General features: G+C 68.1%; 19 protein-coding genes. 11 read left to right on the top strand and 8 right to left on the bottom strand.

Going from position 1 to position 23,555, the window contains the following annotated elements; genetic code table 11:
- Positions 1 to 155: 155 nt before the first annotated feature.
- A complete protein-coding gene (locus ABZ382_RS11030) occupies positions 156 to 1,001 on the top strand; it encodes an oxidoreductase (protein WP_357086794.1) in 846 nt (281 codons plus the stop codon).
- A gap of 590 nt (positions 1,002 to 1,591) precedes the next feature.
- Here the strand turns inward: ABZ382_RS11030 and ABZ382_RS11025 are convergent.
- Positions 1,592 to 1,990, bottom strand: a complete 399-nt coding sequence (locus ABZ382_RS11025; protein ID WP_357086792.1) for a DUF6463 family protein — start codon at positions 1,988 to 1,990, stop codon at positions 1,592 to 1,594.
- A 265-nt stretch (positions 1,991 to 2,255) separates the two neighbouring features.
- Between ABZ382_RS11025 and ABZ382_RS11020 the strand changes: the two genes are divergently transcribed.
- Positions 2,256 to 2,963, top strand: a complete 708-nt coding sequence (locus ABZ382_RS11020) for a ubiquinone/menaquinone biosynthesis methyltransferase (RefSeq protein WP_357086790.1) — start codon at positions 2,256 to 2,258, stop codon at positions 2,961 to 2,963.
- Positions 2,964 to 3,052: 89 nt separating this feature from the next.
- Here the strand turns inward: ABZ382_RS11020 and ABZ382_RS11015 are convergent, their stop codons facing one another.
- Entirely contained in the window at positions 3,053 to 3,271 is a 219-nt protein-coding gene (locus ABZ382_RS11015) for an EF-hand domain-containing protein (RefSeq protein WP_357086788.1), read from the bottom strand.
- A gap of 174 nt (positions 3,272 to 3,445) precedes the next feature.
- On the opposite strand from ABZ382_RS11015, the gene ABZ382_RS11010 reads away from it, so the two are divergent.
- Positions 3,446 to 4,834, top strand: coding sequence for an FAD-dependent oxidoreductase (locus ABZ382_RS11010; protein WP_357086786.1), 1,389 nt, complete (start codon positions 3,446 to 3,448; stop codon positions 4,832 to 4,834).
- Here the strand turns inward: ABZ382_RS11010 and ABZ382_RS11005 are convergent.
- Together ABZ382_RS11005 and ABZ382_RS11000 are read right to left on the bottom strand one after the other, a co-directional pair.
- A complete protein-coding gene (locus ABZ382_RS11005) occupies positions 4,831 to 6,258 on the bottom strand; it encodes an NAD(P)/FAD-dependent oxidoreductase (protein ID WP_357086785.1) in 1,428 nt (475 codons plus the stop codon). The genes ABZ382_RS11010 and ABZ382_RS11005 overlap by 4 nt on opposite strands.
- Positions 6,255 to 7,724, bottom strand: a complete 1,470-nt coding sequence (locus tag ABZ382_RS11000) for an AMP-binding protein (RefSeq protein WP_357086783.1) — start codon at positions 7,722 to 7,724, stop codon at positions 6,255 to 6,257. Before ABZ382_RS11000 ends, ABZ382_RS11005 begins: the two co-directional genes overlap by 4 nt.
- Before the next feature lie 200 nt (positions 7,725 to 7,924).
- On the opposite strand from ABZ382_RS11000, the gene ABZ382_RS10995 reads away from it, so the two are divergent.
- From ABZ382_RS10995 to ABZ382_RS10985, 3 genes are all read left to right on the top strand, one after another.
- The gene (locus ABZ382_RS10995; RefSeq protein ID WP_357087330.1) at positions 7,925 to 9,199 is read left to right on the top strand and encodes a helix-turn-helix domain-containing protein; all 1,275 of its coding nucleotides are present in this window, start codon (positions 7,925 to 7,927) and stop codon (positions 9,197 to 9,199) included.
- A gap of 217 nt (positions 9,200 to 9,416) precedes the next feature.
- On the top strand, positions 9,417 to 11,111 hold the full coding sequence (locus ABZ382_RS10990; RefSeq protein WP_357086781.1) for an alpha/beta fold hydrolase: 1,695 nt from the start codon (positions 9,417 to 9,419) through the stop codon (positions 11,109 to 11,111).
- Complete coding sequence (locus tag ABZ382_RS10985; RefSeq protein WP_357086779.1) at positions 11,095 to 11,934, top strand: alpha/beta fold hydrolase; 840 nt, start codon at positions 11,095 to 11,097, stop codon at positions 11,932 to 11,934. Before ABZ382_RS10990 ends, ABZ382_RS10985 begins: the two co-directional genes overlap by 17 nt.
- Positions 11,935 to 12,003: 69 nt before the next feature.
- Here ABZ382_RS10985 and ABZ382_RS10980 read toward each other — a convergent pair whose 3' ends face one another.
- Positions 12,004 to 13,779 (bottom strand): DUF3556 domain-containing protein, encoded by a 1,776-nt coding sequence (locus ABZ382_RS10980; RefSeq protein ID WP_357086777.1) that lies wholly within the window; start codon positions 13,777 to 13,779, stop codon positions 12,004 to 12,006.
- Positions 13,780 to 14,201: 422 nt separating this feature from the next.
- Between ABZ382_RS10980 and ABZ382_RS10975 the strand changes: the two genes are divergently transcribed.
- Genes ABZ382_RS10975 through ABZ382_RS10960 form a run of 4 tightly spaced genes read left to right on the top strand, consistent with a single transcriptional unit; the run spans position 14,202 to position 19,534 of the window.
- Positions 14,202 to 15,464 (top strand): glycosyltransferase, encoded by a 1,263-nt coding sequence (locus ABZ382_RS10975; protein ID WP_357086775.1) that lies wholly within the window; start codon positions 14,202 to 14,204, stop codon positions 15,462 to 15,464.
- Positions 15,461 to 17,098 carry a glycosyltransferase family 39 protein gene (locus tag ABZ382_RS10970; RefSeq protein WP_357086773.1) on the top strand — a complete coding sequence of 546 codons (1,638 nt, stop codon included), beginning with the start codon at positions 15,461 to 15,463 and terminating at the stop codon, positions 17,096 to 17,098. The genes ABZ382_RS10975 and ABZ382_RS10970 overlap by 4 nt, the downstream gene beginning before the upstream one ends.
- Positions 17,095 to 19,125: a galactose oxidase-like domain-containing protein gene (locus ABZ382_RS10965; protein ID WP_357086771.1), complete on the top strand. Its 2,031-nt coding sequence runs from the start codon at positions 17,095 to 17,097 to the stop codon at positions 19,123 to 19,125. Before ABZ382_RS10970 ends, ABZ382_RS10965 begins: the two co-directional genes overlap by 4 nt.
- Before the next feature lie 10 nt (positions 19,126 to 19,135).
- On the top strand, positions 19,136 to 19,534 hold the full coding sequence (locus ABZ382_RS10960; protein WP_357086769.1) for a hypothetical protein: 399 nt from the start codon (positions 19,136 to 19,138) through the stop codon (positions 19,532 to 19,534).
- A 61-nt stretch (positions 19,535 to 19,595) separates the two neighbouring features.
- Here the strand turns inward: ABZ382_RS10960 and ABZ382_RS10955 are convergent, their stop codons facing one another.
- Together ABZ382_RS10955 and ABZ382_RS10950 are read right to left on the bottom strand one after the other, a co-directional pair.
- The gene (locus ABZ382_RS10955) at positions 19,596 to 20,114 is read right to left on the bottom strand and encodes a CAP domain-containing protein (RefSeq protein ID WP_357086767.1); all 519 of its coding nucleotides are present in this window, start codon (positions 20,112 to 20,114) and stop codon (positions 19,596 to 19,598) included.
- A gap of 97 nt (positions 20,115 to 20,211) precedes the next feature.
- Positions 20,212 to 20,766 carry an anthrone oxygenase family protein gene (locus ABZ382_RS10950; protein WP_357086765.1) on the bottom strand — a complete coding sequence of 185 codons (555 nt, stop codon included), beginning with the start codon at positions 20,764 to 20,766 and terminating at the stop codon, positions 20,212 to 20,214.
- A gap of 267 nt (positions 20,767 to 21,033) precedes the next feature.
- On the opposite strand from ABZ382_RS10950, the gene ABZ382_RS10945 reads away from it, so the two are divergent.
- Positions 21,034 to 22,407 (top strand): cutinase family protein, encoded by a 1,374-nt coding sequence (locus ABZ382_RS10945; RefSeq protein WP_357086763.1) that lies wholly within the window; start codon positions 21,034 to 21,036, stop codon positions 22,405 to 22,407.
- Between the two features lies 1 nt (position 22,408).
- Here ABZ382_RS10945 and ABZ382_RS10940 read toward each other — a convergent pair whose 3' ends face one another.
- On the bottom strand, positions 22,409 to 23,488 hold the full coding sequence (locus ABZ382_RS10940) for a HoxN/HupN/NixA family nickel/cobalt transporter (RefSeq protein WP_357086760.1): 1,080 nt from the start codon (positions 23,486 to 23,488) through the stop codon (positions 22,409 to 22,411).
- Between the last annotated feature and the right edge of the window lie 67 nt (positions 23,489 to 23,555).

Genomic DNA, 23,555 nt, shown 5'->3' with positions numbered 1-23,555 from the left:
AGGAGCTTCGCCCATCCTACGAACTGCCCGAGCCCGGCTAATCGACTGTTCGCGACCGTCCCGGTGACTCAGCGCCAGATGACGGATGTGCGATGGCGGCAACCGAAGCGACAGTGGTGCGGCTGGTCATCGGCACAATACGAAAGGTAGTTGAGATGTCGCGTACATGGTTGATCACCGGCGCCTCGCGGGGCTTCGGTCGGCGTCTGGCAGAAGCGGCGCTGGACAGCGGGGACCAGGTTCTTGCCACGGCTCGGCGCCCGGAGCAGCTGGCAGATCTGGTGTCCCGCTATGGAGTCCGAGTTCGTACCGCGGCCCTGGACGTCACCGACGCGGACGCGGCCCGCCTGGCTGTGGACCGCTCGGTCGCCGCGTTCGGGCGACTGGATGTGGTGGTGAACAACGCCGGGTATGCCAACAGCGGCCCTATCGAGGAGATGACCGAGAAGGACTTCCGCGAGCAGTTCGAGGCGAACTTCTTCGGAGTCGCCAATGTCACCAGGGCCGCGCTGCCGGTGCTGCGCAAGCAGCGGTCGGGAGTCTTCGTGCAGTTCTCGTCCCTGGGCGGCCGAGTCGGCGGTACCCCGGGAATGGGTGCCTACCAGAGTGCGAAGTTCGCCGTCGAGGGCTACTCCGAGGTGCTGGCCAGCGAGGTCGCCCCGTTCGGAGTGAAGGTGATCATCGTCGAGCCCGGCGCCTTCCGAACCGACTGGCAGGGCGCGTCCATGGAGCTCCACCCGGTGGGGGCCGACTACGAGGACACCGTCGGCGCGATGAATCGGTACCGGCGGGAGAACAACGGAACGCAGCCCGGCGACCCGGCCCGTGCCGCCCGCGTGATCATCGATGTCGTCGGTCACGACGACCCGCCGCGTCGCCTGCTGCTCGGGGCACAGGCGGTGACGGCGGCCCTCACGGCCGGTATCGAGCGGGCGGAGGAGACACGGAAGTGGGCCGAGGCCAGCCGTGCCGCCGACTTCCCGGAGGGGCAGATCTCATGAACCGCAAGACATGGCTGATCACCGGTGCATCCAGTGGCATCGGCAAGGCGCTTGCCGAGTAGCAGCCAAGCTCGATCTGTTCCGATCAGAGTTCGACGCAGGCAAGGGTCTCGCGTTGAGCACCGACTTCCCCGGGAGCGCCGACAACGCGGTGCTCTGAAAAGGCTACGGTCCTGGTCCCCTAGCTGTGCCCGGAGTAGACGGTTGGTCCGGATGGCAGTGCTTGGTCGACTCCGCTCGGCGATCGTTTGAATCCTTCTGTGGGTCCGGCGCCTCTTGTGCATGTCCTGAAATGGCTGAAGGAGGGCGGCAATGATGTCCCATCGAAGTCTCGCGAGCGCATCGCTGTCTGTTCATTTGCTTCGTGGTGCGCTCGGATTCGGCTGCCTTGTAGGGGCTTTCGCGCTGACTGCCGCTGTCGGGGCGGTGGGTCTGTTGCTTGCTCCGGTCGGCATGATCGCCTTGCGCGGTTGCCCGGCGTGCTGGGTCGCCGGGCTGGTGGCAAGGATGTCGGCCGGGCGCCGACCACCTGAGTAGCGACCTACCGGAGGGGTTCGGGGTCTTCATCGAACCCCCTCCGGCAGTGTTCATTACACAGTTTCCGCTGGTGCTGGGGCGGGGACGGCACGTCGGGTACCGGCTACCAGCAGGCCGGTTGCGATCGCCATGATCGGCCATGGCGTGAGCGGCATGATCAACGCGCCCAGCGCGGTCCACGCCCCGAGCATCCAGGCGAGGAACGGCGGTGGGGTGAGGTCGCGTCGATCCAGCCACAGAACGGTCAGTCCGACCATGACGAGCGGAATCCCGAAGCTGTCCAACGACAGCCACAGTGCGCTGTTCGCGGGGCTCATCGCGGAGAGGTCGTCGTGCCACAGCGCGCCGCTGAACCAGTCACCGGCATATCGCGCGGCGCCTTCCAGGGTCAGGGCCAGGATGGTGTGGGCGGCTCCGAAGAAGACGATGAGCCGACCCGCCCAACCAATCACCGGACCACCTCGGTTCGATGCGAGGGCATTGCGGACGCCGCGTGCGCGGGGTGGGGGAGTCGATCGGACATGACACCGTCCTCTACTGTTATACGGTTGCGTATAACGCGAGGTTAGATCCGTTATACGGTTCCGTACAACATCAGGGTGAGGTGAATCACGGCATGGGTGCGTTGCGCACGCCGCGCGAGAAGTGGGTCGACACGGGGCTGGGGGCGCTCGAGTCCGGCGGTCTCGATGCCGAATCCGTCGGAGGGTCTGTGAGATGACGACCGACAGAATGCCGCACGGCAAAAGCGTTGAGGTGCACGGGATCTTCCAGAAGATCGCCGGGTACTACGATCGGATGAACTTCATCATGACCCTCGGTCGTCATCGCCGGTGGTGTCGTGAGGTCGCCGAGTGCGCGGCGCCACCCGCGGGCGGGGACCTGCTGGATCTCGCGACCGGTACCGGCGTGATCGCGCTGGAGGCGGCTCGTATCCATCCCACTGTCACCGTAACCGGTGCCGATTTCTCCGAGCGGATGCTGGCGCACGCCAGGACCAAGCCGGGGGCCGGCGCCATCCGGTGGCGGCAGGCCGATGCCGCCGACCTGCCCTTCGACGACGAGTCGTTCGACGCGATCACCGAGGGTTACCTGTTGCGCAATGTCGAAGACCTCGAAGTGGTACTGCGCGAACAATATCGGGTGCTCCGGCCCGGCGGACGCCTCGTCATCCTTGAAACCTGCCCGCCCAGTGGACCGGTGAAGCCGGTCGTGGAGTGGGGGATGCGCACGATCGTCCCGTTGCTCGGGCACTTGGTATCCGGTGACCGATCGTCCTACACCTATCTCGAATCCAGCACGCGCGATTTCGAATCACCGCAGCGGGTCGCTGACCTGTTGCGCCGAATGGGTTTTCGCGACATCGGATGGCGCAAGAAGTTCTTCGGGACGAACGTCATCCTCTGGGCCGACAAAGCGCGTTGAACAGCCTCGCCGGTCGGGTTGGACGGTGACAGCGCCCGGAACCCTCGGGTTCCGGACCGCTTTCGGACGAGGAGACCCGCGCCGGCGAGTCAGCTGACGAGGGTCATGAACTCCTCGAGGCTGAGCTTCTGGTCGCCGTTCAGGTCGGCCTTCGCCAGGATGGACAGTGCGGCGGTTCTGGCGGCTTCGGAGGAGAAGCCGTAGGCCTCGACTGCTTGCTTGTACTCCTCGAGGGTGATGAAGCCGTCACGGTTGACGTCGACCTTCTCGAAGACCGCCTTGGCCTCTGCCACGGTGAAACCACCCATGACCCACTCCTTCATTCTCTTCCCAACACCGAACTAGCCCAAGGAGTATCGCACCCGGCCGAGCGATTCAGGCGTCCTCTCTCGCTCGCTGCTGGACGCCGCCGAGTGGGTGAACTCCGCCGGCGCCGAGCGTCGCGTCCGGTATTGCCGCAGCCCGCTCACTACCGTGGAGCCATGAGCGAACGGATGGTGGTCATCGGCGGGGACGCGGCAGGGATGGCGGCGGCATCGCAGGCGCGCAGGCTGAGGGGCGCGGGCGAGCTCGAGATCGTGGTGTTCGAGCGGGGGCATTTCACCTCCTTCTCGGCGTGCGGGATCCCGTATTGGGTGGGTGGGGAGGTCGGTGGTCGTGACGAGCTCATCGCGCGTACTCCGGAGGAGCATCGGGCGCGCGATATCGACCTGCGGTTGCGGAACGAGGTCGTCGAGATCGATGTGGACGGGCAGCGCGTGCGGTCTCGCGATCTCGAGACCGGGCAGGAGTCCTGGACCGGATTCGACAAGCTCGTGATCGCCACCGGCGCCACGCCGATCCGTCCGGCCCTGCCGGGTATCGACGCGGCCGGGGTGCACGGGGTGCAGACCCTCGACGACGGCCAAGCCCTCATCGACAGCCTCACCTCGATTCCGGGACGGCGCGCGGTCGTGGTGGGCGCGGGGTACATCGGCGTGGAGATGGCCGAGGCGCTGATCCATCGCGGATATCAGGTGACCATGATCAACCGTGGCGCCGAGCCCATGTCGACCCTCGATCCGGATATGGGGGTGCTGGTCCGCGAGGCCATGCAGGGCATGGGAATCGAGGTTTTCGACCGGACCGAGCTGACTGCCGTCCGCACCGATGAGACCGGCCGGGTCACCGCCGTCGTGACCGAGGACGCCGAATACCCGGCCGATGTGGTGGTGCTGGGTATCGGTGTCCGTCCGGCCACCGATCTCGCCCGCGCGGCCGGTCTTCCGCTGGGGTCGTCCGGTGGCCTGCTCACCGATCTCGCCATGCGGGTGCGCGGACACGAGAACATCTGGGCGGGCGGTGATTGCGTGGAGGTGCTCGACCTCGTCTCCGGTTCCGAACGGCACATTCCCCTGGGGACGCACGCCAACAAGCACGGGCAGGTCATCGGTTCCGGCGTGGGTGGCGACTACGCCACGTTCCCCGGTGTGGTGGGTACCGCGGTCAGCAAGGTGTGCGATCTGGAGATCGCCCGCACCGGTCTGCGTGAGCGCGACGCGCATGCCGTCGGCCTGCAATTCGTCACCGCCACCATCGAATCCACGAGTCGCTCGGGCTATTTCCCCGGCGCCATGCCCATGACCGTGAAGATGCTCGCTGAACGCCGCACCGGTCGGTTGCTCGGAGTGCAGATCGTGGGCCGGGAAGGCGCGGGCAAGCGCATCGACATCGCCGCCGTGGCGCTCACCGCCCGCATGACCGTCGACCAGATCGTCGCCCTCGACCTCGGGTACGCCCCGCCGTTCTCCCCGGTCTGGGACCCGATCCAGGTCGCCGCTCGCAAGGCGGTCACCGCGGTCCGCCGCGACTCCGCGAGCCCGCGGACCTAGTCCATCCGGGGATCGCCGAGATACCGCAGGGCAGCGCGGGCGGCATGGGCGCCGCACATTCCGTGGGCGCCGGGTCCCGGTGGGGTGGCCGCCGAGCAGATGTACATGCCGGGCACGCCGATCGTATACGGAGACAAGGTGATCCGGGGTCCGAAGGTCAGCTGGCGAATGTCCTTGGATCCGGTCATGATGTCGCCGCCGACGTAGTTGGGGTTGTACGCGGCCATCGCGGTGGTGTCACGGACGGTGCGGCCGATGACGCGTTCGCCGAATCCGGGTGCGAAGCGTTCGATCTGGGCGGTGATCGCCGCGGTCGCGTCGCCGGTGTATCCGTTCGGGACGTGGGCGTAGGCCCACACCGGATGGATGTCGCCGGCCGAGCGCTGGGGGTCGGCCAGGTATTGCTGTCCGACCAGGACGAACGGTCGTTCCGGCATCCGTCCGGCGTGGATCTCGCGCTCGGTGGCGGCGAGTTCGGCGTAGGTTCCGGCCAGGTGCACGGTCCCGGCCCGGCGCGCGTCGGGATTGGTCCACGGCACGCCGTCCTGCACGGCGAAGTCGATCTTGAAGGCCCCCGGTCCCCGCCGGAACCGGCTCAGGGCCCGGGCGATTCGGGACGGGAGCCGGTCGCCGAGGATCCGGGCGACCGCATCGGGTGCGAGGTCGAAGAGCGTGACGTCGGCGGGCGGCAGCTGCGCGGCGGTATCGACGCGGACGCCGGTCTCGATCTTGCCGCCGAGATCGCCGAGCAGGGCCGCCAGCGCATCGGCGATCGACTGCGATCCGCCCGCGGCGACGGGCCAGCCGTGGCGGTGTCCCGCCGTCAGGATGCCCAGTCCGATCGCGGAGGTCAGGGGGTAGTGCAGCGGCCGGAAGGCATGGGCCGCGACGCCCCCGAACAGCGCCCGGCCCTGATCGCCGCGGAAGGCGCGGGCGAGGGCGGAGGCCGGCAGCAGGGTGGGAATGCCGAAGCGCGCTAGTGTCAATGGATGGTGCGGGACCCGCAGCAGCGGTCGCATGATGTCCTCGGCCAGTGCGTCGTAGCGGGCCGATGGCCGCTCGAACAGCAACCGCCACAGTGCCGCGTCGCCGCCGAGCCCGGCCGCGGTCTGCTCGACCGACCGGTACAGGACGCCCGCGCTGCCGTCGTCGAGCGGATGCGCACAGTCGATTTCCGGTGTGCGCCAGGCCAGCCCGTACCGCTCCAATCCGAGCCCGGCCAGGAAGGGCGAGCCGATGGCCATCGGGTGCGTGGCCGAGCAATGGTCGTGCAGCAACCCGGGGACGAGGGCCTCGCTGGTGCGGGTGCCGCCCCCGATCGCGTTCGCGGCTTCGAGGACGGTCACCCGCACACCGGCCCGGGCCAGCTCGACGGCGGCGGCCAGACCGTTGGGCCCGCTGCCGACGATGGTCGCGGTGCTCATGCGGTCGTCCGATTTCGGGTGGCCAGCCGGCGCAGCGCGGGCTTGTCGATCTTGCCGACCGCGTTCTTCGGCAGGGTGTCGAGGACCGTGATATCCGCTGGGAGTTTGTATTTCGCCAGTGAGTTCCGGAGGTGCCGATCGATGTCCGGGCCGGCGAGATCGCGACCGGGGCTGAGCGCGACGAACAGCACCGGTTGTTCGCCGTACACCGGGTCCGGGCGTCCCACGGCCGCTGCCTCGGCGATCTCGGGGAGTCGATGGGCGGCGGTTTCGATCTCCTTGGGATAGATGTTCTCCCCGCCACGGATGATCATGTCCTTGGCGCGGTCGACCAGGACGAGATAGCCGTCGGCGTCCAGCCGGCCGATGTCGCCGGTGCGCAGCCAGCCGCCGGCCAGCGTGCTCGCGGTCTCCTCGGGTTTGTTCAGGTAGCCGCGCATGACATTGGGTCCGAAGATGAGTACCTCGCCGGGCTCGCCGTCGGCGACGGGAGTGCCGTCGTCGGCGACGATGCGAATGTGCTGTCCGGGCAGCGGCAGCCCGACCGTGCCCGGTTTGCGTGGACCGGCCGGCGGATTGAGGGTGCTGGCGCAGGTGCCCTCCGACAGTCCGTAGCCCTCGACGATCGGCACGCCGTACCGGGTTTCGAACTTGTCCAGCAGCTCCACGCTGGCCGGGGCCGCGCCGCAGATCGCGAACCGCACCGCGGAGGTGTCCGGCCGCACGTCGGGCGGCAGATCCGACAGCATGGTGTAGATCGTCGGCACCGCCGAGAAATAGGTCGCCCGGCTGTCCTCGAGGCGGGAGAAGAACTCCTCCGCGCGGAAGCGACCGGCGACCGTGGTGCTCCCGCCCGCGAGCAGCGGGGACAGCACCGACACGACGATGCCGTTGACGTGGAACAGCGGCAGGACCAGCAGGCTGCGATCGGCGGGTCCGAGCGAGAGCGCCTGGATCACCATGCGGCACATCGCGTTCAGGTTCGCGTGATCGAGCATGACGCCCTTGGGGCGTCCCGTCGTTCCGCTGGTATAGATCAACAGCGCCAGCGCGTGCTCGTCGAACGTCGCACTGTCGCAAGCGGAGTGGTCCTCGGCGACCCACAGTCGCCACACCGGGATCGTCCGCACCGACAGGTCCTCGAGCGATTCCGCGGCGACCAGGACGGCCGCGCCGGCGTCGGCCAGCTGATAGGCGACCTCGGCGCGCACCAGGCCCGGGTTGATGGGGGTGACGGCCGCGCCGAGCCGCCAGGCCGCGAACAGGCACACGATCAGATCGGCGGTGTTGGGCAGCATGACCGCGACCACGTCGCCGGGGCCGACGCCGTTGGCGCGCAGCGTGCTCGCGGCGCGCCGGACCGCGTCGAGAAACGCCGCGTTGTCCAGCTGCGTGGTGTCGTCGGCGATCGCGTGCGCCCGTGGATTCTCGGCGGCGCGCGCGTCCGGTAGTTCGGGGAAGTTCATCAGCAGTCCTAGCCGGCGGTGAAGTGATCCACGCCCTCGAAATCAGGCGTAGTGACGTGGACCACGGTAGGGGGCGGCGGCCCGCGCGTCGCTGTCACGCGGTGATGAAGTACCTCCGGCGCTTTGTCTCCGGAGAACAAGAAGATCGGCAATCACATCCCGCACGATGGGTGCCCGTCTAGGGTGGAGGTGTGACGAACATGCGTCACCACGACGTCGGAGCCGACCGCTTCGTCGCGGCTGTCGCCGAGCGGATGAACGAACGGGTGGCCGATGTCAGCGTGGCCATCCGCATGTTCCTGGAAGGCGATATCGCCGAGTTGCGCGGCGACCCGCGGACGGGCGAACTCCTGGGCGCGAGCGTCGAGTCCAATGTCGGGACCATTCTGAACGCCTTGCGCTACAGTCTGCCGGTCGCGGGGATCCAAGCCCCGCCCGCGGCCGTCGAGTACGCCAGACGGCTTGCTCAACAGGGGGTTCCGGCCGCCGCCTTGATCCGCGCTTATCGTCTCGGGCAGCGCCGGATGACCGAACTCGTCTTCGCCGAACTGCACACGCTGGCCATTCCGGCGGATGACCGGATCACCGTCGTCGAGCACATCACCGCGATCCTGTTCGACTACATCGACCGGATCACCGAGCAGGTCGTTGCCATCTACGACGATGAGCGCGCCCGATGGCTGGAGAATCAGAACAGCATTCGCGCGGTCCGGGTCCGGGAGGTGCTCGAGGGCCGCACCAGCATCGACGTCGACGCGGTGACGGAGGCCATCCGATATCCGTTGCGCTGGCATCACCTCGCGCTGGTGCTGTGGTACCCGGAGTCCGAGACCAACGGTGACGCGATTCCGCGCTTGCAACGCTGGATCCGAGAGCTCGCCGACGCGGTCGGCGTCGCGTCGAGTCCGCTGGTCGTCGCGGCCGATCAGGTCAGCGCCTGGGCCTGGCTGGCCTATCGGTCCGATCCGGGCGACCCGGTCGCCGAGATCCGGCAGTTCGCGGCGGCGCGTCCCGGCAGTCCGGACATCGCCGTCGGTGCTCCCGGTCAGGGTCTCGAAGGATTCCGGTCCTCCCACGGCGGCGCCCAGCGGGCCCGCGCGGTGGCGGTGGCTCGCGGACTGCCCACCGCCGGTGTGGTCGCGGCGAGCGATCCCGGACTGGCCACCGCCGCGCTGCTGAGCGCCGATCTCGCCGCGACCCGGGCCTGGGTGGGCGAGGTGCTCGGTGAGCTGGCCGGTGACAACGAGCACGACGCGCGTCTGCGCGACACCCTGTGGGCCTTCCTGCGCACGGGCTCGAGCTACAAGGCCGCCGCCGCGGAAGTGGATCTGCATTTCAACTCCGTCAAATATCGAGTCGCCCGCGCGGTCGCCCGCCGTGGCCGGCCCATCGGGGACGATCGACTCGATGTCGAGCTGGCGTTGCTGGTCTGCCACTGGTACGGGACGGCCGTCCTGCGCCCGCCGCCGCGGTAACCGCGGCCGTGTCGTTGCGTCGCTACAACTCCCGATGATCTTTTCGTCGTCGCGAGACAATGCGGCGCCTGTTGGCGCGCTCTATACCTGAATGACAGCCCAGACGACCAGCGCTGATCGCAGGCTATGGATCGGCGCGGGCACAGGGTGCCGCGACCGATCACCCGTACCCGGCAACTGGACAGTCGGCCCCGAGGCCGACATCGGGAGAACAACGATGGTCGTAGACAATTCGCCGCACTCCGCGGAACACACCGCACCCCTGGATCTGGTGTTGATCGGATCCGCGCTCGGCATCGGCCGCAGCATGCTGCCGAACGGGTCGTGGAAGAGATTCGCCCGCGAACTGGCCAAGCGCCCCCGCTTCGTCGCGGATCAGCTCGGCGGCCTCGGCGACGAGCTGGCCGCCATCGTCCGCGGTGACAGTGATCGCGCACCGGCCAAGGCGGACAAGCGATTCGCCGATTCGGCCTGGAACACCAATCCGCTGTTCCGGCGGGCCATGCAGACCTGGCTCGCCGCCGACGACACCGCGCACACGCTGCTGACCGAGGCCGACCTGGACTGGCGGGACGCCGAGCGCATGCGCTTCGTGATCGACAATATCCTCGAGGCACTGTCGCCGAGCAATATGCCGCTCTTCAGCCCGCCCGCGTGGAAAGCCTTGGTGGACACCGCCGGGCTGAGCGCGGTCCGCGGCTTCCGGCACTTCCTCGACGACATCTCGACCGCTCCGCGCGTGCCGTCGACCGTCGCCCGGGACGCGTTCACGGTGGGGGAGTCGCTGGCGCTCACCCCCGGGCAGGTGGTGGTCCGCACACCCATGTTCGAACTCATCCAGTACGCGCCGCAGACCGCGCGGGTGCGGTCGGCGCCGTTGTTGATCGTGCCGCCGATGATCAATAAGTACTACATCCTCGATATCGGCCCGGGGCGCAGCACGATCGAGTACCTGGTGCGCCAAGGGCAGCAGGTCTTCACGATCTCCTGGCGCAATCCCACTGCCGAACAGCGGGATTGGGGCCTCGACGACTACGGTCAGGCCATCCTCACGGCGCTCGACGTGGTCGAACGGGTCACGGGCTCGGAACGAACCCACGTGCAGGCGTCCTGCTCCGGCGGCATCCTCGCGGCCATGGTCGCCGCCCACCTGGCCGCGATCGGGCAGGCCGAGCGACTGGCCGGGCTGACGCTACTGGTGACCGTCCTCGATCAACGCCGCGCCGGTCTGGCCGCGGCCGCCCTCGACGAGGACACCGCGCAGGCCGCGATCGCGATGTCCGCGCGGCAGGGCTACCTCGACGGGCGTTCGCTCGCCGAGATCTTCGCGTTCCTGCGACCGACCGATCTGGTGTGGCGGTACTGGATCAACAACTATCTGCAAGGCCGCCGACCCGAACCGTTCGACGTGTTGTTCTGGAATGCCGACACCACCCGGATGCCCGCCGCCCTGCACCGGGACCTGGTCATGATGGGCGTGCGCAACAGCCTGGCCGAGCCGAATCAGGCCACGCTGCTGGGCACTCCGGTCGATTTGGCGAAGATCGCGGTCGACGCCTACGTGGTCGCGGGCATCGCCGATCACATCTCCCCGTGGCAGGCCTGCTATCGCAGCGCGCGACTGCTCGGCAGCGACGATCTGCGGTTCGTCCTGTCCACCAGCGGTCATATCGCCGCCCTGGTCAATCCGCCGGGAAACAGCAGGGCCTCCTATCGGGTCGGCGCGACGGACGGCGCAGAGCCGGACGATTGGGTCGAATCGCTGGCACCGCAACAGGGTTCGTGGTGGCCGGACTACGCCGAATGGCTCGCCGCGCGCAGCGGCCCGGAGGTCGACGCGCCCACCGTGCTCGGCAGTGCCGAATGGCCGCCCCTGGGAGCAGCGCCGGGGACGTATGTGCTCGAACAGTGAACAGCCGGGCGGACAGCAGCCGCCCGGTACGCGCGAACAACGGCTCATCGCTGTTCTCGGACAGCAGATCCGCGTCGACGTGCGCTGGGGAACCGGCGTTCCGCTGGTGCTGTGCAACGGTATCGGCGCCGGCCTGGAGGTCCTCGACCCGCTTGTCGCGCACCTGGATTCGGCGAGCACGGTCGTTCGAATCGACGTGCCGGGCACGGGCGGATCTCCGGATTCGCCACTGCCCTACGGATTCCCGTACCTGGCGGCGGTGCTCGGTCGGTTGCTGCGCACCATCGGCTGCCCCGGCCAGGTCGACATCCTCGGCTTCTCCTGGGGCGGGGCGCTGGCCCAGCAGTTCGCCTTCCAGCATCCGCGTCGTTGCCGCAGACTGATCCTGGTCGCGACCGGCACCGGCGTGATCATGGTTCCCGGTAAGCCGCGAGTGCTGCTGAGAATGCTGACACCGCGCCGATTTCTGGATCACGACTACGCCGCCCGGATCGCCGGCGAGATCTACGGCGGCAGTGCGCGCGAGGACCCCCATGTCGTGCGGAACCTGCTCGATCGCCAACTGATGGCCGGATCCCGGGTCGGCTACCTGCACCAGCTGCTCGCGGGCTCGGTCTGGACCAGTCTCCCGGCGCTCCCGTTGATTCGCCAGCCGACCCTGATCATCGCGGGATCCGACGATCCGATCATTCCCCTGGCCAATTCCCGGATCATGCGTCGGCTTCTTCCACACGCGAGCGTCCATCAGCACGACGGCGGTCATGTGGACCTGATAACGCAGGCTGCGGAGTTGGCGCCTGTCATCGAGAATTTCCGCCGGTAGCTCGGACGGGCTACCGGCCGATGGCGCCGAACCGCTCGCGTGCGGTTCGGCGCCGTCATTCGTCGCGTGTCAGTGCCGAGCGGGGACCGGCGGAGACTGTGACCAGGTCACCTGGGTCGGGATGGGCCCGTTGGGCAGCCACGGCTGCTCGGCCACGGCGTCGGCGACCTTCCAGGTGCCGCGTTCGATAACCCCGAGTGCGGCGTCGATGAGCTTGTAGCGCTGGATTCCGCTGCCGAACGCCTCCGACTCCACCCAGGCGATCACGAGTTCGCCCGGCTCGAAACCCGCCTCGTGCTGTACCGCCCGGATCAGGTCCTCGCCGTGCAGGTGTCCGTCGCCGAAGTTGAACCCGATCAACGAGTTACAGGTGAACTCGCCCTCGCGCACGATCCGGGAGTCGATGTCGGGCAGGCTCTTCAGCAGAACCGAGAACAGGCCGCGGCCCTGGCTGTGCATCGTCCGCCACGCGACCGTCTTCTGCAGCGTGATCTCGGCCCACCGGGGCTCGTATCCGAATCCGATGAACTGGTCGATCTGGTTCGAGGCCGTTCGGGTGACCCGATCCAGTTTCGCCTCCGCGCCCGGCGCGAACGTCCACACCGCCGAGGCCCAGTTGCCCGCGTACTGCCGCATGGACGGCAGGAACGACACCTTGTCCGGGCGCAGGTTGCCCAGCACCGGATAGGTCAGCAGCCCGGCCGCGATGACGGCGGTGAGCAAGGGCGAGGACATGTTCGGGACGGCGTATCCGTCCCAGTTCGGGAACCCGAGGAACAGGAACACCGTGGCGTAGGCGAACAGGATGTTCCACTCGAGCGGGACCGCCAACGGGAACGTCGAGGTGATGAACAGGTGGAAGATCACCATGACCGCCGCCGCGGCCGTCGTCAGGTACACGTTGGTGGACACCAGCAGCACCAGCGGGGCGATGATCTCGACGGTCGTGCCGCCGATATGAGCCATGGCATGCGCCGTCCGGGACGGTCGCAGGTCCTGCGGGAAGTCCCGGTAATGGGCGCGTTTGATCGCCTTCGACGGCATCGACGGACTGTTGCTGACCATGGGCGGCACCACATTCGAGAAGTGCTTGCCGAACTTGGAGAAGCCCGCGCCGACCCACACCACCACGATCAGCATCTTCAACGCGATGATCATGTCCACGAACGGCAGGGCGGCGAAGAACACCAGGGCGGGCAGGTACTGTTCGCCGCGCGCACCGAGGAAGATGGTCTTGTCCCGCAAGCCGTTCAGGATCAGCAGCACGATCGGTGCGATGAGCAGGGCCGGGCGCACCAGGCCGGTGGTGTTGCCGGGCAGGGCCGCCGACAGTGAATCGCTGTGCGCGCCAGGGGCGAGCAGAGCCGCCGCGACGGACGACAGCAGTGCGATGTAGAGCGCGACGTCGAACCAGGTGCGCCGGTCGCCGCCGGTCAACGGCAGCCATTTCCACGGGCGCAGCCGGATGGTTCCGGGCCTGGCCCAGAACAGGATTCCGCCGGTCATCGGTTTGACCTTGCCGGCCAGGGGACCCCAGGATCCGGCGACGCCGATGCTCTCGAGCAGCACGGTCCACAGGATGGCCTTCTGGTAGACGATCGGCTGATTCCACCACTGCGCCACGTGCCAGAACGCGGGTAGCCCGGAAGTCAGCGTCGCCACCGTGATGCCGCCGATCGCGTAGAGGACGGCGAGCTTGAGAATGTAGACGGTGTGCACCATCTTCGGTGATCCGAAGCCGTTCTCGGCCCAGTCGAGCGCGAGGATGCGCATCCGTTCCATCAGTGGTTCTCGTAGAAAGATGTCCGGATCGACATCGGGGAGATCCGGTGTGGTGAATCCCATGGCGTAGCTCCTGTTTCGGCGGGACGCGCGGGGCGCGAGGGGCTGCGGACCGCGGTCTTATGGCGAGGGCCATAACCGTAAGGAGAACGTGACCCGCGACACACTGTCGTGAGCCGACCAACTTCGCCGCGCCTGTTGTCTCCCGCGGACAAATGGAGCTGACCCGGACTCGGGATCGGCGCGGGCCCGGTGGTCGGCGGTGGCGGTCGCCGGGTGCTGCGCGTGTGCCACGATGCTTACCGACGGGTTGGTCCGGACTGGTCGGATGATCTACTGCGTCAACGGTTTTCGAGGTTTACACTCTTTTCGGAGCATCGAAACAGGGGGTGTAACACCGGGTGGCGGCGCTCCGCTAGACAGTCGGGGTCTGAGGTGGCATCGAGGCCCCCAACTGATCGGGATCTTTCCCTGGGGAGAATCTAGTGCTGCTCGATTCGGCTCTTGCGCTGCTCTCATTCGCTCTCTTCGCCAACGCATCCGCGACGCTGTGGTGGATGCTGCACGCGTGGCGGACGCCGGAAACCTTGGCGGCCACCAGTTTTCATGCACCGGATGGGGAGACCGGGCTATCGTTCTCGCTATTGGTGCCGGCCCGTCACGAGGACGCGGTGCTGGCCCACACGCTCGAACGACTTCTCGAATCCGGTTACGACGCCTACGAAATCATCGTCGTGGTCGGCCACGACGACCCGGCGACCACCGCGGTGGCCCGGCAGGTGGAGGCCGTGAGCAACCGGGTCACGGTGGTGGTCGACACCCACGCCGTGAAGAACAAACCGAAGGCGCTCAATACCGGTCTGGCGTACTGCCGCGGCGACGTCGTCGGTGTCTTCGACGCCGAGGACCAGGTGCATCCGGCCCTGCTCGCCCACGTCGACCACGCTTTCCGGTCGACCGCGGCCGATGTGGTGCAGGGCGGTGTGCAGCTGATCAACTTCCATTCCAACTGGTATGCCTTGCGCAATTGCCTCGAGTACTTCTTCTGGTTCCGCAGCCGGCTGCACCTGCAGGCGCGGCACGGCTTCATACCCCTGGGCGGCAATACCGTTTTCGTCCGTACCGACCGGCTCCGCGAGGTCGACGGCTGGGACGAGAACTGCCTGGCCGAGGATTGCGATCTGGGCGCCCGGCTGTCCACCCGCGGCGCGAAAGTCGTTGTCGCGTACGACTCGACGCTGGTGACCCGGGAGGAGACGCCCGGCTCGCTGTACGCGTTGTTCAAACAGCGCACCCGCTGGAATCAGGGCTTCATGCAGGTGTATCGCAAGCGCGACTGGCGTCGCCTGCCCACCGCGAGTCAGCGCGCGCTGGCGCGCTACACCCTCGCCAGCCCGTTCCTGCAGGCGTTCTCGGGGGTGGCTACAGCGGTCGGACTGGTGATCGCGGTCGCGGTGCGCGCACCGGTCGGGGTGGCGTTGCTGACCTTCCTGCCGATCATTCCGGCCCTGGCCACCGTGGCGTTCGAGATCGTCGGACTCCAGGATTTCGGCAAGCAGTACGGGCTGCGGATCAAGTGGTCGCACTACGTGAAACTGGTGGTCGGAACGCCGCTCTACATGGCGATGCTGACGGCCGCGGCGACCCGGGCGGTGTGGCGTGAATACACCGGCCGCAATGATTGGGAGCTGACCCAGCATGTGGGCGCTCACCTCGAGCCGGCGTCGAAAGTGCGGGCCACGGCATGACTCTCACCCTGGTTCCCGATCCCGCGCCCGCGGCCGAGGTCTCTCCGAATCCCCCTGTGCACCTGCGCATCCGGCCCGACAACTGGGTGCTGGCGGGTCTGCTGGTCATCGTCGGCACGGTGGACGGCTGGAATCTCACCAACTATCCGAGCCTCAGCGACGACGAGGGCACCTATCTGGCGCAGGCCTGGGCGGTGCGCACCGGTACCGGCCTGACCCACTACACCTACTGGTACGACCATCCGCCGGGCGGCTGGCTGCAGATCGCCCTGCTGTCCTGGCTGCCGGAAGTGGCGGCGCCGGACCAGCTCGCGGTCGCGACCGGCCGGATCGTGATGGTCATCGTCGCGTTGATCAACGCGGCGCTGGTCTTCGTGGTCGCGCGGCGGCTGTCGTTCACCACCTGGACCGCGGCGCTGGCCGTGCTGCTGTTCGCGCTCTCGCCGCTGTCGGTGACCCTGCACCGGCAGATCTATCTGGACAATGTCGCGGTCGGGTGGATGCTGGCCGCGTTCGCCCTGGTGCTGTCGCCGCGGCGGCATCTGTGGCACCACGTGGGGGCGGGCGTGTGCGCGGCGGTGGCGATCCTGTCCAAGGAGACGATGCTGCTGGTGTTGCCCGCGTTGGGTTTCGCGTTGTGGCAGTCGGCGCATCCCACCACCCGGAAGTTCTCGGCGGCCGGGCTGTTGACCGGCGTGGTGCTGACCGGATGCCTGTATCCGCTGTACGCGGTGCTCAAGCGGGAGCTGATACCCGGCGCCGGGCACGTGTCGCTGATCGACGGGGTCCTGTTCCAGCTGCACCAGCGCACCGGTTCCGGAGCGATGTGGCAGACCGGCAGCGCCTCCGGAGAAGTGGTGCGCTCCTGGCTGTTCTACGACCGGGTGCTGCCGGTGGCCGGTGTGATCGCGGTGGTGGCGGCGCTGGCGGTGCGGCGATTGCGCGCACCGGCGCTGGCGGGCGCGCTGCTGGTCGGCATGGCGCTGCGCCCGGGCGGCTATCTGCCCGCGATGTACGTGATCCAGGCGCTGCCGTTCTTCGCGTTGGCGCTGGCCGGTCTCGTCGACGCCGGATCGCGAATCCTGTTGTCCGAGGCGGTCTCCGAGTCCGCTCGACGGTGGGCCGCCCGCGGCGGCCGCGGGGCGCGCGATCTGGTGCGGGTGGCCGCGGTGCCGTCGGCGACCTGGTGGCTGCGCTGGGTGGTGGCCGCGGTGTGCGTCGCGGTGGGTCTGTCGGTGGTCGCGCCGCGGTGGGACATCGGCCTGCGTCGGGCCACGACCTCGCACGTCAATGACGAGTACGCCGCGGCGCTGGTCTGGGTGCGGGAGCACATCCCGGCTCCGGGCTCACAGGTGATCGTGGTCGACGATGTGCTGTGGCTGGACATGGTCCGGCTCGGATTCACGCCCGGCCTGGGCGCGATCTGGTTCTACAAACTCGACCTCGACCCCGGTGTCCGGCTGCCGAACGGCTGGCGCGACGTGGACTGGATCGTGTCCACGCCCACGCTGCGCGGCAACCTCACCACCCTGCCGAATACGGCTGACGTGCTCGACCATTCGAATATCGCGGCGACTTTCGGCCACGACGCGGGCCGCATCGAGATTCGCCATGTGGACAAGGATCGCCGATGAGTCGCATTCGCCCGGGTAGTGTCGTTCGCTGGATGCTCGCGGTGGCCTTGCTGGTGACCGTCGTCGCCTCCGCGCCGTCGGCGCAGGCCGACAATCTCATGCTCAATGCCGGAATGGAAACCATTGGCGCGGACGGCTTTCCGGACTGCTGGGAGAAATCCGGTTGGGGGGACAACGATGCCACCTTCACCGTGACCGATCAGGCGCACAGCGGTTCGAAGGCGGTGTCCATCGCCGTCGCCCGCATCGCCAGCGGTGACCGCAAGACGCTGGTGCTGGAGAACGCCCAGTGCGCGCCGAAAGTCACTGTGGGACACCAATACGACCTGTCGGTGTGGTACACGACCAGCACTCCCGACACCGTCATCACGATGTTCCGTCACGACATCACAGCGGGCTGGCAGTACTGGACCGACCTGTCCGCGCTACCGGTGACCTCCGCATTCCAGAACGCCGGGGCCCGCACCCCGGCCGTGCCCGCCAACACCGATCAAATCACCTGGGGCGTCACGATCTACGGCGTCGGAACGCTGGTGACCGACGACTACGGCATGTCCGACGCCACCCCTGCCACGCCACCGCCGACCTGCACCGCGGGCGCGGCCTGCACCCAGGGGTCGTGGGAGGTCCTCGCCTTCGAGGCGACCGTGCGCGGCATCCACGCCGCGGTCCTGCCCGGCGGCAAGGTGCTGTTGATCTCGGGCTCCGGCAATGACCCCACCGCGTTCGCCGCGGGCACCTTCAAGACCGCCGTCTACGATCCGGCCACCGGCCAATTCGCCGATGTGACAACGCCATTCGACGCCTTCTGCGCGGGTCATGTGCAGTTGCCCGACGGGCGGCTGCTGGTCATGGGCGGCAACAAGGACTACCCGGCGGCGGACGGCAGTCACGGCTACGAGGGGCTCAAGGACGCCTACGTCTTCGACCCGGCCGACAACAGCTATCACCGGCTCAACGACATGAACGCCGGGCACTGGTATCCCTCGGCCACCGCGCTCGGCAACGGCGACGTGCTGTCCCTGGGCGGCCTCGGCGAGGACTCCAGCGGCACCGTCTCCACCGAGTACTACTCGGTCGCGCAGCAACGCTGGCTGGGGATGGGGGAGATCGCGCAGACCTGGCGCTTCTGGGGGCTGTATCCGTCGATGGTGCTGCTGCAGGACGGCCGCCTGTTCTATACCGGCAGTCACGTGTTCGGCAGCGGACTGCCCGGTACGGGCGCGTCGATCTACGACTATCCCGCCGGCGCCGTCACCGACATCCCGGGACTGCGAAACAAGGACGAGCGCGATCAGTCCATGAGCGTGTTGCTGCCGCCCGCGCAGGATCAGCGGGTGGCCACCTTCGGCGGCGGAAATATCGTCACCAATGTCGACGCCAACGCGCTCACCGACATCATCGACCTCAAGGCGGCCACACCGGGTTATCAAGCCGGACCGGCGCTGCCGACCGCGAAGATGTACCTCTCCGCGGTGCTGCTGCCCGACGGCAAGGTCTTCGAAACCGGTGGCGGCCTGCACAATCGCGCCGATCCGGTGTACGAGGCCTCGATGTTCGACCCGGCGGCCAATGCCTTCAGCCCCGGCATGGCCACCGACCCGGTGCCGCGCACGTATCACTCCTCGGCGTTCCTGCTGCCCGACGGCCGGGTGATGGCGGTCGGCAACAACCCCGGTGACGGCAGTTTCGACAAGCGCGTCTCGATCTACTCGCCGCCGTACCTGTTCCACGGATCGCGTCCACAGATCACCGCGGTGGCCGCGCAGAACTGGACCTACGGCAGCGCGCAGTCGATCACGGTGGACGGCCCGATCGCGAAGGCGTCGCTGATCCGGCCCGCCGCGGTCACCCATTCCTCCGACCCGAACCAGCGCTATGTGGACCTGCCGCTGACCGTCGACGCCACCGGCACGAAGGTCAATCTCACCACCAACCCGAATCTGGCCCCGCCGGGCTGGTACATGCTCTTCGTCGCCAACTCCGCCGGTGTGCCCTCGGTGGCGCACTGGGTGCACGTGGGGTGAGAGGATCGCCATGAAACACGTCGGAATGCTTGTGGCCGTGGTCTTCGCCGTGGTCGTCTGCGTCGGCGGGGACGCCGCCCTGCCCAGTTCGAGGGCCGAACCGGTCCCGGCGCAGCCCCAGGTACCCGATCCCCATGTGAACGAGTTCGCTCGCCGCCCCGCCGCCCCGGCCCAGCCGCCCGCCGCGCGGGCCGACAAGGCCGCCGTGCCCGAGGCCGTCGACGGCTGCGATCACGCCTACGGCAGCCCGGGACAGTGCGTGCCGTGGAACTTCCCGCCCCGCACCCACGACCGCTGCGCCTGGCTCCGAGACCACGGGCTCGCCGCCCTGCCGGTCCACGGCAAGCGCGACCGGCACAACCTCGACCGCAACAAGGACGGGACCGCCTGTGGCCCCGGGGACTCCTGAACCGCGAAGGACCCGGAACCGCGGGGGTTCCGGGCCTCGTCGGCCGCGGCGGGCGGCCGGGTCAGCTGGCGAAGGTGACCGTCCAGTGCTGGTGGTTGTCCTTGTAGATGACGGAGACGCCGACACGGGTGAGGTTCTTGTCGAGAATGATGGCGCGGTGGGTGGGGGAGTGCTCCCAGAAGTTCATGGCGTTGGCGGGGGTGACGTTGTAGCCCCAGTAGTTGATCTCGGCGATGCGGCTGGTATTCGCGGGGACACCGCACTGCTGGAAGCGGGTCTTGATGTCGCGGCCGAGAGTGTCGACGTGGTTGGAGGGGGAGGAGCCGCGGTTCGCGCTGTCGTTGCTGGCCCATTCGGCGGGGCGGGACAGGACGGTGGTGTGGGTGACGGGCTTCAGACCGTTGGCGGCTCGCAAGTTGTTGATGGCGTTGAATACGTCCGGCTCCTCACCGCGCAGGGCGAGCGACGGGGTGTCGACGTCGCAGTTGGTGTAGGGCGCGGCCTGCGCGGTGGCGGGCAGGGCGAGGACGGTGGCGCCGGCGGCGATGGCCAGGGCGGCGGTTGCGGAGCGAAGGTTCATGGGTTTCCTCGGGGTGGGTGTGAGCGGAGTGCCCCAACGGTCGCGCCGCTCACCAACGAGATCCCAATCAAGCGCTAATCGCCTGGTGGAGCCGGTTTTACTTGGTCAGGCGACCGTGTTGGACCAGCGCCCAGGCGAGCGCGGTGAGGGCCCCGGTATTGGCCAGGGCGCGGACGATATTCCATGTCAGCCAGGGGGTTTCGAAGTCCTTGCGCAGGGCGGCGTAGTCGGCGAGGCCGGGGGCGGCGTCGGTGGCGGTGGCCAGGTTGTTGTTCAGGGGCACGTTGAAGCCCGAGGTGATGATCAGGCTCAGCAGGTTGAGCGCGGCGGCGACGGCGACCCAGATCAGCACCGAGCGCAGGTCCGCGCGTAGATAGAACACCCCGGCCAGCACCGAGAAGCCCAGCGAGCCGAGGAAGCTGAGCATGAACACCGGGTTCACGATCACCACATTGATCTTGTTCATCACCTCGACGTACGTCTTGTCGTCGAACTTGCCCAGCCCGATCATCACCGAGCAGGCGTAGGCGTAGAACACGCCCGCCAGCAGCCCGGTCGTCACCGTGGCGGCGATCAGTGAGATGACCCCGAAGGTCGGGGGCGCGTGCGGCGGATCGAGGACTTCTTCGGCCAGTAACGTGCTGTGCTGCATGTCGTTTCACTCCCTGTCGGATTCGAGTTCGACTCAGCGTCGGTCGATCCGGGGATTCGATCAACGGCGATTCGCGCATGGCCGGATTAGCCCGCGTGATTGATAGCGATCCGGCATGGCGGAAATTGCCAACCAACTGAAACGCCGATGTGTCTGAAAACCCTGCGAAATCGCCGCCGAGCGGCGAGAATTAGCTATGACTGTGCTGCGGATCTGTCCTTCGCGGCTCGGGAACGGGACCCCTTCGGCGGCAGAGGAATCGGAACGATGAGCAGGCTGGCGACCTCGTGCGCGGCGATCTTGGTCACCGCGGCCGTCACGGTCGGGACCCCGGGAATCGGCATGGCGCGGGCGGATACGCCTGCGGCGGAGCCGTGCACCCGCTACACCGCCATTCTCGCGCCGGGCACCTGGGAGACCCATCCCGACGCCGATCCCACCGTCCCCGTGGGCCTGCTCCGGCCGATCGGCGACGGCCTGCAACGGCAGTTCGGATCCGATATCACCGTCCTCTACGCCCCTTATGCCGCAAGCGCTTTCGACCAGGGCCTGACCTACGCGCAGTCGCTGGGCACCCTCGAAGCCCGACTGCGCGAGATGGTGAGCGGCCTGTGCGCGAAGACACGCGTCATGCTCGCCGGGTACAGCCAGGGCGCCGACGGCGTCGGCGACTTCGCCACCGAGATCGGCAATGGCGAGGGCCCGATCACCCCCGACCGGGTGCTGGGCGTCGGCCTGGTGGCGGACCCGCACCGCGACCCGAGAACCGCTCTCCCGCTGGGGACTCCGCAGCCGGGCCACGGCATCGCCGGCATCCGGACCCAGGATTTCGGCGCGCTGACCGACCGCGTGCGCACCATGTGCGCCGACGGCGACCTGTACTGCTCGCTCAATGCCGTGGCGTCCCCGTTCCTTTCGGCGCTCGGCCAGGTGGTGGTCGGCAACCCCGATGCCATCGCCTCCGTGATCCCGCCGGGCACCGATCCCGGCCCGATCTTCGCGCAGGCGATCAAGGTGGGCGCTGGCTGGTCGGCGACCGCGGCGAACATCCCCGCCATCCTCGCCAAGCTCACGGGTCTGCAGGGCCTGATCGAGGCGGGCAATATCCCCGCCGCGCATCAGATCGCGAGTGACCTGAATGCCGCCCTGGCCCCGCTCGTCCAGGCCGCCGCCGGCGTGGACCTGCCGCTGGTCGCTTCGGTGATCCGGGCGGCGGGCGGTGTCGACCCCACCGGCTGGACCGCCGCGGCGAGTGTCCTGGCCGACGCGCTGACCCAGATCGACATCGTGCGGATCGCCGCCAATGTGGGCCGCGTGGAGGAGAGCCTGTTCCGCGCCGCCGATGCCCTGGCCCGGGACAATGCGCTGGCCGCCGCGGCGGAACTGGTGAACCTCACCCCGGCGGGTCTGGATCTCGCGGGCTCGGTGGTCGGCCCCTTCACCTCCGCCATCCGCAGTGACCTGCGCGCGTCCGCCCGCACCCTGATCAGCCTCGGCGATCCGGACAGCGTCAACAACCTGCTGGAGATGACGCGCCAGGGCGTCGACCTGGCCAACTTCTACGCATCCAAGGCGCACGTCGACTACGGCGACGACACCGAGCTGCTGCTGGATTTCCTGGGCTCCCAGGCGGTTTCGTAACTCAGTCGAGAGTGTTGGTCCGAGGCTGCAATCCGGCCGCCCACTTCTCCTCGATCCGGCCGTACCGCCAGGTGAGCAGGGCGGCGGCCCAGGTGACGACGAACAGTCCGACGATCAGGAATCCGATCAGGTTCAGGTCGAGCCCGCTGATCGTGTCCCACGGCCCGCCGGTCCAGCCGAACTCCTCGGCCAGCAGGCCGAGCAGTTCGATCGTGCCGATGATGAGCGCGACCGCGATCGACAGCGACGTGATGGTCAGGTTGTAGTAGATCTTGCGCACCGGATTCGCGAACGCCCACCCGTACGCGAAGTTCATGAACGTCCCGTCGATGGTGTCGAGCAGGCTCATCCCGGCCGCGAACAGCACCGGCAGGCACAGGATGGCGTACCAGGGCAGACCCGCCGCCGCGCTGGTCCCGGCCAGCACCAGCAGCGCGACCTCGGTGGCGGTGTCGAATCCGAGCCCGAACAGCAGCCCGATCGGGTACATCTGCCACGGCTTGGTCACCGACTTCATGACCGGCCCGAGCAGCCGATTCACCAGACCGCGTTGCGCCAGCTGGGCTTCCAGCTCGGCCTCGTCGAAGTCCCCGCTCCGCATCCGCCGGAACACCCGCAGAATGCCGACCAGCACAACGATGTTCAGCAGCGCGATGACGTAGAGGAAGGTCCCCGACACCGTGGTCCCGATCAGCCCGGTGTAGCGGTGCAGAGACGAGGCGTCGTCCTCCACCGGTCCCGCGATCGCCTTGACCCCGAGCGACAGCAGCAGCGCCAGCCCGAACACCACCGACGAATGCCCCAGCGAGAAGAAGAATCCCACCGACAGCGGCCGCTTCCCCTCGCCCATGAGCTTGCGCGTGGTGTTGTCGATGGCCGCGATGTGGTCGGCGTCGAACGCGTGCCGCAACCCCAGCGTGTACGCGGTCAGTCCGACCCCGATGCCGAGCGTCCGGTCTCCGACGCTCAGCTGCTGCGGCGCGACCAGCGCCACCAGCGTCACCCATCCCACGAGGTGCAGCGCCACGATGACCCCGGCCATCGCCCCGAGCCGCACCCATTCCTGCCGAGTCACCCGCATCGATCCACACACCTCTCCACGACCACCCATGGTGCCCGATGGCGTCGAAAGTTCCCCGACCGGCGTG

The sequence above is a fragment of the Nocardia sp. NPDC005825 genome, assembly GCF_040630175.1.
Classification (GTDB): Bacteria; Actinomycetota; Actinomycetes; order Mycobacteriales; family Mycobacteriaceae; genus Nocardia.
The sequence above is the reverse complement of the archived record's forward strand: the minus strand, read 5'-3'. Positions and strand labels throughout refer to the sequence as shown.